8 protein-coding genes are annotated in these 10,617 nt (G+C 59.6%); 3 read left to right on the top strand and 5 right to left on the bottom strand.

Going from position 1 to position 10,617, the window contains the following annotated elements; translation table 11 throughout:
- Together VGL22_RS12845 and VGL22_RS12840 are read left to right on the top strand one after the other, a co-directional pair.
- On the top strand, positions 1–240 hold a 240-nt coding region (locus VGL22_RS12845; RefSeq protein ID WP_465267331.1), incomplete at its 5' end, for a RapZ C-terminal domain-containing protein.
- Complete coding sequence (locus tag VGL22_RS12840; protein WP_465267330.1) at positions 237–968, top strand: nucleotidyltransferase family protein; 732 nt, start codon at positions 237–239, stop codon at positions 966–968. The genes VGL22_RS12845 and VGL22_RS12840, both read left to right, overlap by 4 nt.
- A 520-nt stretch (positions 969–1,488) precedes the next feature.
- Here VGL22_RS12840 and VGL22_RS12835 read toward each other — a convergent pair.
- The 3 genes from VGL22_RS12835 to VGL22_RS12825 form a co-directional block, all read right to left on the bottom strand.
- Positions 1,489–2,514, bottom strand: a complete 1,026-nt coding sequence (locus VGL22_RS12835; RefSeq protein ID WP_465267329.1) for an energy transducer TonB — start codon at positions 2,512–2,514, stop codon at positions 1,489–1,491.
- 120 nt (positions 2,515–2,634) lie between these two features.
- Positions 2,635–3,651, bottom strand: a complete 1,017-nt coding sequence (locus VGL22_RS12830; protein WP_465267328.1) for a hypothetical protein — start codon at positions 3,649–3,651, stop codon at positions 2,635–2,637.
- 108 nt (positions 3,652–3,759) lie between these two features.
- The gene (locus tag VGL22_RS12825) at positions 3,760–4,860 is read right to left on the bottom strand and encodes a tetratricopeptide repeat protein (protein ID WP_465267327.1); all 1,101 of its coding nucleotides are present in this window, start codon (positions 4,858–4,860) and stop codon (positions 3,760–3,762) included.
- 282 nt (positions 4,861–5,142) lie between these two features.
- Here VGL22_RS12825 and VGL22_RS12820 point away from each other — a divergent pair, with 282 nt between their 5' ends.
- The gene (locus tag VGL22_RS12820; RefSeq protein WP_465267326.1) at positions 5,143–6,009 is read left to right on the top strand and encodes a DUF5666 domain-containing protein; all 867 of its coding nucleotides are present in this window, start codon (positions 5,143–5,145) and stop codon (positions 6,007–6,009) included.
- A gap of 356 nt (positions 6,010–6,365) precedes the next feature.
- Here the strand turns inward: VGL22_RS12820 and VGL22_RS12815 are convergent, their stop codons facing one another.
- Together VGL22_RS12815 and VGL22_RS12810 are read right to left on the bottom strand one after the other, a co-directional pair.
- Positions 6,366–9,035, bottom strand: a complete 2,670-nt coding sequence (locus tag VGL22_RS12815) for an alkaline phosphatase family protein (RefSeq protein WP_465267325.1) — start codon at positions 9,033–9,035, stop codon at positions 6,366–6,368.
- Positions 9,036–9,251: 216 nt separating this feature from the next.
- Entirely contained in the window at positions 9,252–10,607 is a 1,356-nt protein-coding gene (locus VGL22_RS12810) for a glycosyltransferase (RefSeq protein WP_465267324.1), read from the bottom strand.
- Positions 10,608–10,617: the final 10 nt, after the last annotated feature.

Below are 10,617 nucleotides of genomic sequence, written 5' to 3'. Positions count from 1 at the left end.
GAGTATCTGAACCAGCAGGAGAGCGTGCACCGATTTTTTTCAAGCGCCGCGTCGCTGGTGGATGCCAGTGTGGCGACGTATACAAAGCGCGGCTTCAAGAGCCTCATGGTTTCCTTCGGTTGCACAGGCGGACAACATCGGTCCGTGTTTCTGGCCGAGCAGATGGCCAGGCATCTGCGTGCAAACAGTGGAATGGACGTGGCGGTGCGGCACATCGAGTTGGAGAAGATGGGCAAATGAAGGCGATGGTGCTGGCCGCGGGACTCGGGACGAGGCTGCGTCCGCTGACGAATGACCGGCCCAAGGCGCTGGTCGAGGTGGGCGGGCGCACCATGCTCGAAATCACGCTCGAGCGGCTGCGCGCATTCGGTGTGCAGGACGTGATCGTCAACGTGCACCACTACGCGGACATGATAATCAGATATCTGCGCGCCCATGAAAACTTCGGGATGAGGATCGAGGTGTCGTGCGAGGAAGAACTGCTCGACACGGGCGGCGGGATCAAAAAGGCAGCCTGGTTTTTTCTGGAAGATGACCAGCCGTTCCTGGTGCACAACGTGGATGTGCTGAGCACCATTGACCTCGGCCGGCTGGTGAGCGCGCACCAAGACAGCGGAGCGATGGCCACGCTGGCCGTGCAGGAGCGGAAAACATCGCGTTATCTGCTCTTCGATCGCGATGGGACGTTGTGCGGGCGGCGCGGGAGTGCCGACGAATTAGTGCGGGATTGTGCTGCGCCTGCTGCGCTCGCGTTTTCGGGCATCCACGTCTTATCTCCGGAAGTGTTGCGGAGAATGACCGAAGAGGGTGCGTTCTCGATCATCAGCACCTATCTGCGGCTGGCAGGCGAGGGAAAGAAGATCGCGGCGTTCCGCGCGGACGAGTATCGCTGGAGGGATTTGGGAAGGGTAGAAAGCGTAAGGGAGGCGGAGAGGGAGTTGGAAGACCCTTCGCAGCGCTCCTTATGAACAGGGTGGGTTTGTCCTGCTTTTGCCTCTTGCCTTCCGCCTTCTAGCCCCGTCGGGCCGCCGGAATCTCACCGTAAACATCCACCCGTGACCGCCATCACCGACCGAAAATCAGAAGCTGTCACAATAGCAAAGCCGATGGGTGTCGTTAAGAGTGGGAACCACCCTGGGGCCAAACCGCAACAGCATCAGCTTCGGTTTACTGGAAAATTAATAGGTCATTGTTTTTCGCCTCCTGCGCACGCTGAGGGCCACTCATTGAAACAGAAAGACTTAGGTGGACGGCCATACGTGATGCAGCTCACTTTTCGGGCGAGAATTTCTAAGGCTTAAGAAGCAGCTTTTTCGAGCGGGGCGAATCGGAAGGATTACTGATCAGTAAATAGCCACCCCCTCTAATCGTCCTCCGCATGTTCGCGGCGCCTTCAGGATGACAAGTCAAAATAGAAGAAAAGCGAGGTCCAGAGCAAAAAGAGGAGCCGCGTGGGCTCCTCTCCTTGCCTTTACCCTTGCTTCTAAATCAATGCAGGTGGAAAGCTACGTCGATAACGATCTGGACGGCGACCGGGTGCCCCTGGTACATCGCGGGCCGGAACTTGTACTGCTTCACAGCTTCCACGGCTTTCTGATCGAGGCCATAGCTGGCGTGGCGGGTAACGTGCACGTTCTGCGGGTTACCCTGCGCATCCACGATGAGCGCGATCGAGACGCCCCCCTGATAGTTGGCCTGACGCGCTTCTTCAGTGAACTCAGGCTCGATGGAGTGAACGACCGTGGGTGCGCTGACGCCGCCGCCAACGCTCATGAGGCCGCCACCGTATCCACCGCCGCTGCCGGGCCCCGAGCCGATGCCTTTGCCCATGCCCAGGCCGCCGCCAAGACCGGACCCGAAGCCCGACCCGCCGCCCTTGCCCTGGGAGGCGAGAGCAATCTGCGGAGAGTTCGACAGGCCCAGGTTAGGCATGTTGGGATTGTCCGGCATTTTGACAATCTCAGTGGGCTCTGCGGCCATTTTGGGATTATCGACCTTGAGAATCTGAGGAGCGATGGTGGTCATCTTGGGAGCGATTACCTTGGGCGGATTGCCCTTGATAGGCTCAACTACCTCATGCGCGCCGCCTCCACCGCCGCCACCCATCTTGGGCGCGACCGGGAGCACCTTGGGCGGCGGCGGTGGCGCGTAAAGGGTGATGTTAACCGGTTGGGTGATCGGGGGCACGAAGGTCTGCTTCGCTTTGAAACCAAGCCAGAGCAGCGCGGAGATGGCCACGACGTGAACAACCGCCGAAACGGCCTTCGACGTGGGGTCCTTTTGCTTGGTGGCCTGATCGAGACCGGCGAAGGTGGGAATGCCAACCATGGCGGCTGCGCCGGCGTGCGCCGGCACGAGGCGCGGCATCGGCAGCACTTCCGCTGCATATGTCTCTTCCACGTCCAACGCCAGGTTGGAGCGGTTATAAGCACCGGGGCCCTGGACGTTTCGGCCAGACCTCTCGACGACGAGCCTGCCACGTGAGCCGGGATTTACTGGTCCTTGATTGCTCATAAAGATATTGCGAGGTAAAGCCCCGCATCCCCCTCTCTTCAACCGACTGTTAGCTTGAAGAATTTCCCCTTTTTTTACCGCCCGTCGCGCTGAGTGGCGGCTCCCACCAAAAACCTCGAGTTACCAGATGCCTTTGTCGCTGCCGGTGAGCTTTTGACCCACGACCGCGGCGGTGGCCAACCAAGGTAACAGGCTGAGCCGGGCACCGTTGTGCAGCTCTCTCTTCTTTAAGATGCCGGCAAGCTGCGATCCGTAGAGCTTTGCGGATTGCGGCATGATGGGCACGCGAATAAATCCGCGCGCGTAATAGACGGCATCGCCCCCAAAGCGGGCGGAAGACGTGACCAGCTGCGGCAGCTGGACGGGCGTTCCGCGATATTTCTTGACGTAGTCCGACACGATGGCAAGGTAAGTTGCGGTGCCTTCCCATATCTCGGCCTTCTGTGCGGCGTCATGCAGATCCTGGAAATCGAGACCGTCGTTTTCGACGAGCGCGGCGGAATCGAGAATGTCACAAAGACGGAAGTAGAAATGACGGTACATGCGCTGCAGAGTGGAGATCAGCAGACGGTCAGACTTGTGCGTCACCCGGAACGTGCGGCCGGCGACCTCGATAGTTCGGGTGCGGTGCATGAGCGACGAAGCGATCGCGCTTTGCTCCCCCGTTTGTCCGAGACGCTGCACGTGGATTTCGACCGACTCAGCGAGGCCGGGGATCTCGAAGTTCCACTTGCCGGCGAGGCGGTCGCCCCAGCTGCGCGCGGATACCGTGGCGCCGAAGTGTTGCGTCATCAGATCGATAACCTGTTGCGGCCCGGCGTTGGAGTACAGATCGAGATCGCTGCCGAGGTCGGGCCAGTGGTCGAGCGACTTGATAACCGTGACATCGAGGCCCTGCCCCTCAAAGGCCTGGCAGATATTGTGCAGGAACGGGAGTGCGGTGTTGATGCGCTGCTCTTCAGCGGCGAGCGCGTCCAGTGCCCACTTCGTGCGCACTTCGTCGCCGCCCGCGCGAACGATGTCTATAAAGATCTTCATGCCGCGGACGACGACATGATTGAGATTGGCCAAGGTCAACAAATCGTCGAACTGTTCACGCGAGATGGAACGTATATCGCGCTTCAGCTCCTCCTGCATCGGCGATGCAGAGGAGGCGCCCTGCGGAACCAGCAGGAGACGCGAGAGAAGAGTCATCGACGTAGAAGAAGGAAACGCTGCTGTAGTCATGTCTATGGAGCCCTTGATTTATTGAGGATTCTGCTGCTGGTTCGGCTGAGGAGCGGGATTGGCTTCCGGCTTGACGTTCGGATCGTGGTCCGGCTTCTGTTCAGGTGCGGATTCCATAGTTCCGCCCCGTGGCGTGAGTTCAACCGCGGAAGACGAGCGTTTGCGCTCTCGGCTGTAAATATCGAGTGCGTTGTCTACCTTTTGATTGCTGTCATCGGCAACCACGGCCAGGGCCTGTCCCTGCGCGTAGAGCTTGGTTGCGAGTCCAACCTTGGCGTTCGCGTCGTTGGCGCGCCGCGCCTTCTCATAGAAGTACTGGGCGGTCTCGAGATCGCCTTCGCGTTCCGCGACGTAGCCGCGATTGTTGATCGAAAAGGCGCTGGAAGGATCGAGCGCGTAGGCGTGGAGAAAATCCTCGCGGGCCTCGGTCCAGTTATTGGCATTCTCAGCGTGAACGCCGCGCAGCGTGTACATGACAGCCTTGGCTTCCGTGAGATCGCCGGAATCCATCCTCTTCTCCAGGCGCTTGGCGCTGGTGCGGGCCATGTTGCTCACAGACTTTCCGCGCCAGTTCTTGTCGAGGGTGATGGCTGCAGGCTCATTGGAATTGAGGGTCCCGGACTGCTGGTAATACTTCAACGCGTTTTCAAGATCGGAGACCGACTCGTACGCGTACCCCAGATTGTTCAGGGTGAAAGGATTCTGCGTGTCGAGCGCGAGAGCCTGCTTGAGGGTCTCGATAGCTTCAAAGTTGCGGTCCTGCTGGAGCATCCGCATCGCATCGATGTTCATCCGATTCACGCGCATGGTGCGGTCTTTGAGCTCGATGAGCGCCGCCTTCATGGGCTGGCCCTTGAGGTGCTTCTGGCTGGTCACGTCGATGTTGGCATCGCTGCCCTGCTCGGCGGCCAATTCGTAAAATTTGTGCGCGCGCTCAAGCTGACCCTGCACCTCAGAGATGTACCCGAGGTTGTTCAGGGTGAAAGGATCAGCGGGATCGTACAGGTACGCCTTATAAAAGAGCGACTGGGCCTTTTCGTACCGGTGATGCTTGACGGCCTCGACGCCTTCGCGGTTCAGTCGCTGTACGGGACTGAGCCTGCTGCGGAGAGGGATCATGATTCTGTGTCCCTCGCTCGCCCAGGCATGGGTGGACGCACCCATGGCAACAAGTGCAATTGCAACGCCTAGCTTGAAAGTCTTAAGCATAGTGCTCGGCGAAATTCCCTTCCAAATCAGCCCTTGGAGGTTTCAGAGATATGTGGGCACGTTTGTTTAGATGCGCAAGCGGAAACGGTGTTGCTCCTGCGGTCAAAACGTATATTTCAGGCCACCACCAGCCGCTGAATGCCATCAAAACCAGAGTCTAGCCAGATTTCCCCCACCACAAGGTGCGCTGATATGGAACCACTTCTCGTTATGGCAATGCTTGGCGGAGCCTTCCTGAGCCAGGCTTCTGCCGCGCCCACAACCACCACCGAAGCCGGGGTATCCGCGAGTTCCGTGAAAACGGAGGCAGCGGCCCATTTAACGGATGTGCCGCCTCTCCCGAAGGGGAAGAGCACGGTATTAGGTGGATCGATTCGTGAGGTCGACCCGGTGCGGGATCGCCTGGTGCTGCATGTCTACGGCGAAAAACCCATGAAGATCCTGTATGACGAACGGACCCAGGTCTTCCGTGACGGCAAACGCATTGGATTACGCGAATTGGCGCCGTCCGCGCATGCCTCGGTGCAGACGACGCTGGATGGCGCCGCGATTTTTGCGGTCACCGTGCATATCCTTTCGGACCAGCCGACGGGCGACTATGAAGGTCGGGTGATGAGTTACGACCGGGATCGCGGCATTCTGAGCCTCACGTCCTCTCAGAGCCGCGCGGCATTCCGCGTGATGGTGACCAACCAGACGGCATTCAAACGGGAAGGTCAGTCCGCATTCTCAGGACAGCAATCGAGTGCGAACGATCTTTTACCGGGATCGCTTGTCACCGTTCAATTCGATTCCAACAACAAAGGACAGGGCGTAGCTACGCAGATTTCGGTGCTTGCGGCACCAGGCGCAACATTCATTTTCAGCGGGACGCTTTCGGCGCTCGATATACATAGCGGCTCGTTGACTCTGCTTGACGCCAAGTCGAACCAGCCCTATCAAATCTTCTTCGACCCCACCCACCAGTCTGCGACCACCTTGCGAATGGGGCAGAAGGTGCGTATCTCCGCGGATTATGACGGCAATCGGTATGTGGCCACGGACATACAGGTCGAGTAGCTTGTAGCGCTTCTTACAAGCCCGGCCGCTGCTGCGGCCGGGCTTGTTGTTTGTAGGGTGATGACTGCGGCAATTCCTGAGCTATCGTGCCGTGGTGAGTTCTTGCTGGTCGTCGCTGCCTGCTGTGCGCGTCGAGATCAGAGCATCTGCCCGGAGATTGAGCAACTCAGGAATTACACCAGGCGGCCGGTCAGGTGTGCAACCCCAGCCGGCGTTCTTCAAAAGCAGCAGGTCAACGCGGATTCACGGCGTACCGAGTCACCGCGTCAACCCCGGGTTCCGCTGTCAGCCGGACTCGCGCACGCTAAAAGAAATCGGCGGCCGGAGCCGCCGATTTCTTTGCGTCGGCGTTGCGGCTATTGCATGCTCTGCGGCGTGCATGGATCGTAGCCGAGTGTGGCCTTGGTCACGGGCGCCGGCGGGGATGGCGGGGTCTTCCACGGTGCCGTATTGAAGTCGAACAAATCGAGCAGATTGGGTTGTGCGGCATCGCGTGCAGTGAGGTGCGCGGAGCTGTTGATGAACCGGTTTTCCACGAACTTGATCACCGCCGTGTGGTCCATCGGGATGTGAGAGACGTAGTGTCGGCGGGCGTAGGGCGACACTACGAAGTTGGGTATACGGAAGCCGAGCTGCGCGGCAAATCCATTGACGGCGGGCGCGTCTGCTGCATTGGCGCCTGGATCATGCGCCCCCAGGTCGCAGTGCACGGTGGGTGTGCCGCCGGCCGGTACGCACGGTTTGTAGCCGTCAGGGTTCACGGCGATCGATGAAATGTCGGGGATCGACGCGCTCAGCGAAGCGTCGGTGTAGTCGTTGGAATGAGTGGGCACCGGGGGCACGTGGTCGTACGGACCGCCGCCTTCATCGTAACCGAGGAAGAAGGCCGAGCTGCTCCAGGACGGGCTCTGCATAAGCGAATTGATGATGTTCGCAACCTGGTACTGGCCGCTGATCACCGATTGACCGGAGCCGGGATGTTCGTCGTAGTTGCCGTAGCCAGCTTCAATGAAAGCGAAACTGGGCAGAGTTTTGTTGGCGACATCAGTGAAGTACTGCTGGATATTCGCAATGTGGTTGGGGTCGACGCAGAACGAGTTGCTGGTGTCCCCGATTACGCTGGAAGGCTGCGTGGGCGCGTTGCACGCCGCGCCCGACGGGTTGTTGTACATGTACTTCAGCGAGTAAGTGAAGTTGGAGAAAAACGTCGCTGGTAACTTCGAACCTCCTTGGCCGCATGCATCGTCAGACGTGCAGAGGCTCTGGTTCACAATCCAGTAGATCTTCCAGGAAACGTTGTTCTGGTCGAGTTCCTGGAAGATGCTGGGCAAGCTGAGTTGGCCGACGCCATCGTTGCCGGGGTCTTTTACCAGGCCCTCGGTGGTGCCGCCACTGAACGTGGCGATGCGGTTGTTAACGCTCTTACTGGCCACAGGCGAGAACCAGCGATCCGACATGGAGAACTGCGATGCCATGTAGTAGTAGTAGTTGAGGAAGCCCTGATCGTAGTAGCCCATGGCGCGCTGCCCCGCGAGGTCTGTGAAGCTGCCGGAGCAGATGGCCCCGTTGGCAGTGCAGCTCTTGGCGTAGCCTTCAGCGGTGTGCACGAACCCATCCATGTTGATGGGCCGCGTCGTCGTGAAGTTATAGCGGTTCACATCGCCATAGCTCGCCAGCCAGTCAGAGCTGTCATCGTCAATGCAAGTGCTCTTCAGCTTGAACAACGGGTAGGAATTGCCTTCGTCATCTTCGTTGGTGATGGTGGAGAGCTTGTCGTCGGTGCCATCTACCTGGTACACCACGCCGTCGTCTCCGGTGGAGAATCCATTGCTGTTGCGGTATGGATTCAGCATGCCGAAGTAGTTATCGAAGGTGTGGTTCTCCTGCAGCATGAAGATCACATGCTCGATGGACTGCAGGCTCGCCGCAGGAATGACCGTAACCGTAGCCGAGGCAGTCGCTGTGCCGGCCGCCCCTGTTGCAGTTGCGGTGTAGGTTGTAGTGGCGGTGGGGCTTACGCTCTGCGTGCCGCCGGTCGGCTGCAGGTTATAGGAGCTTCCGTCAGAGCCGGCAACTGTCACCTGGGTAGCATTGGTGGCGGCGACGGTGAGAGTAGTAGATGTCCCCGCGGTGACAGTGGTCGGGTTGGCGGTGATCGTCACTGTGGGCGCACCCGGGTTCACCGTTACCGTGGCCGTGACCGTGGCGTTGCCACTGGCATTGGTCGCAGTCGCTGTATAGGTAGTGGTGGAAGTTGGGGTCACTACCTGGGTTCCGCCGGTCGCAGCCAGTGTGTAGGAGCTGCCGTCAGATCCGGCGACAGTGACGCTGGTGGCGTTAGCCGCGGTCACGGTGAGAGTGGAAGAAGCGCCGGAGGTGATGGTGGTGGGGTTCGCGGTGATGGTCACCGTGGGCACGGAGCCGCCGTTCACGGTGACGGTCGCAGTAGCAGTGGCATTGCCGCTCGCGCTGGTTGCTGTTGCAGTATAGGTGGTGGTCGCAGACGGCGTGACGACCTGGGTTCCGCCGGTCGCAGCCAGTGTGTAGGAGCTGCCGTCAGATCCGGCGACAGTGACGCTGGTGGCGTTAGCCGCGGCCACGGTGAGAGTGGAAGAAGCGCCGGAGGTGATGGTGGCGGGATTCGCCGTGATGGTCACCGTAGGTCCGGCGGCTGCCGTCACGGTCACAGTCGCGGCCGCGGTGGCGGAGCCGGTGCTGTTCTGGGCTGTCGCGGTGTACGTAGTGGTGGCAGTGGGAGTGACGGTCTGTGTGCCGCCAGTTGTTGCCAGCGTGTAGCTCGATCCGTCCGTGCCGGTGATGGTCACGTTCTTCGCATTGGTAGCGGACGCGGTCAGCGTGACAGTGGCACCAGCAGCGATGGAAGTGGGACTGGCGGCAAGAGTCACGGTGGGTTTGGCCGTTGAGCCGTTGAAGACCGAGCATCCGGTGAATAGTACGAAGATCAGGGTCGGGAAAATGAGACACAGAACACGGCGAACGTAGGGAGGTAGAGATTCCTGCGCCAAGAGGCTCTCCTTAAGGGCGCCGGGCCGGTGGCTTGTCGCGGCGCCTGAGCTTGGAAGTTCATCCTGCGATGAAGTCAAAAAGAACGTGCGCTGCCCATGGACCCCAGTCTGAGGGCACTATCGCAATAGGTTAGATGTTGCCGAGCAGACACACGGATGCCTTCCGGCGCTTCAAGCTGCATCGGAAGGCAGACGGTGGCCGAAGAAAACGACGTATCAGGCAGTGGTTCGACTCGAGACCCCGTCTGTTTGTTCCGCGTGTTCTGCAACGAGGGCGGGCTGGAGATGCATTTGAGCCGGCCGTGCGGCGGAACCTGCGGGGTCCATGCGAAAGGGAGCACGCGCAGGCAGAAGGCCTGATGCGCGAATGTCGCGCTTGGCCTTGTTAAGCCGAAACCAGCGCAGATAATTGTTCACGACGTTGGTTATGGTCATATCCACGCCGGCGGCAAAGTTGTGTTCAGCCATCTCATGCTCAAGTTCAGGGGACAATAGGATGGCGCAGAGCTGGTCCGCAAGGTCGTCGGCGTTGCCCCGCTCGTAAAAGCGTATGGCCATGTCTTCATCGTGGGCCATGCCGCGGAAGTCAGGAAGGTCGGCGCTGACAATCGGAACGCCATATTCGCAGGCTTGGTGCGCCGGTCCGCTCGACCCCGTAGCGGAGTCGTAAGGCAGCACCAGGACGGAAGTGCTCTGGTAGAGTTCGGGGATGTCTTCTTCCGCGACGTATCCCTTGAAGTCGATGGGCAAATGCTTCGGTTGCGCAGCGCGGATCGATTCCCAATAGCCCGGACGTTGATGATGATTGGCCCCCGCGATCACGAGGCGCGCGTCAGGAGCTTTCTCAAGCACCTTCGGGAATGCCTCCATAAGCGTTTCGAGGCGCTTGTAGGTGCCCCAATGGCCTATCGCGAGGATGCGCTTGCCAGGATTGCCCCGCTTGCTGAAGTCGGGCGGAGTCGCCGCGGTGGCAAAGGTACCGTGTGTGCCGAGCAGAACATTGTCCGCCCCGTATTTTTCCAGCAAGGTTTGATGATAGCCAGGCAGCAGAACCGAGACGGAGTTTGCCTTGAGCAGGGCCTTGGTGGCGAGTTCCGTTCCGACGCGGAAGAGGCGCTCGCGCTTGACGCCGGCCGCTGCGAAGTCAACGTGCTCGAGAATATGGTGCAGCGTGATGTGGGTAAAGTAGCCGGCGGCGCGCACAAGTGCGGGCGCCGACAAACCAGCGAAGGCAGCCACCGGATTTTCCGGTGTGGCGAAGCTCGAGAACACGAGATTGAACCACACAATGTCAGGGTTGATGCGGCGGATTTCCTTGAGCAGGCGTACCGGATTGGTCATGCTGCCGAACTTCCAGCAGCGAACAACGTCGAATCCCGGCAACTCGCTCTGATCTTCAATCTTGAGCGGATTGCCGTTTTCGTCCGTTGCGAATTCGCATTCCGTCAATTCGTCAGAGAGGATGGTGAGCCCGACGTCCTCGTGGCGGCGTAGTTCCCGCGCAAGGTGAAATGAGTATTCGTTTAACTGGCGTCCGCTGGGGGGGAAAGTGCCTACCAGGCAAATCTTCATGGGGTCATCC

Origin of the sequence: Occallatibacter sp. (assembly GCF_036502485.1) — a bacterium.
Lineage (GTDB): Bacteria > Acidobacteriota > Terriglobia > Terriglobales > Acidobacteriaceae > Telmatobacter.
This window is presented reverse-complemented; position numbering and strand designations above follow the sequence as displayed.

Coding starts and splice junctions, on each gene's coding strand:
- VGL22_RS12810 (WP_465267324.1), bottom strand. CDS start 10,607: ATGAAGATTTGCCTGGTAGGCACTTTCCCCCCCAGCGGACGCCAGTTA.
- VGL22_RS12835 (WP_465267329.1), bottom strand. CDS start 2,514: ATGAGCAATCAAGGACCAGTAAATCCCGGCTCACGTGGCAGGCTCGTC.
- VGL22_RS12825 (WP_465267327.1), bottom strand. CDS start 4,860: ATGATCCCTCTCCGCAGCAGGCTCAGTCCCGTACAGCGACTGAACCGC.
- VGL22_RS12820 (WP_465267326.1), top strand. CDS start 5,143: ATGGAACCACTTCTCGTTATGGCAATGCTTGGCGGAGCCTTCCTGAGC.
- VGL22_RS12830 (WP_465267328.1), bottom strand. CDS start 3,651: ATGCAGGAGGAGCTGAAGCGCGATATACGTTCCATCTCGCGTGAACAG.
- VGL22_RS12840 (WP_465267330.1), top strand. CDS start 237: ATGAAGGCGATGGTGCTGGCCGCGGGACTCGGGACGAGGCTGCGTCCG.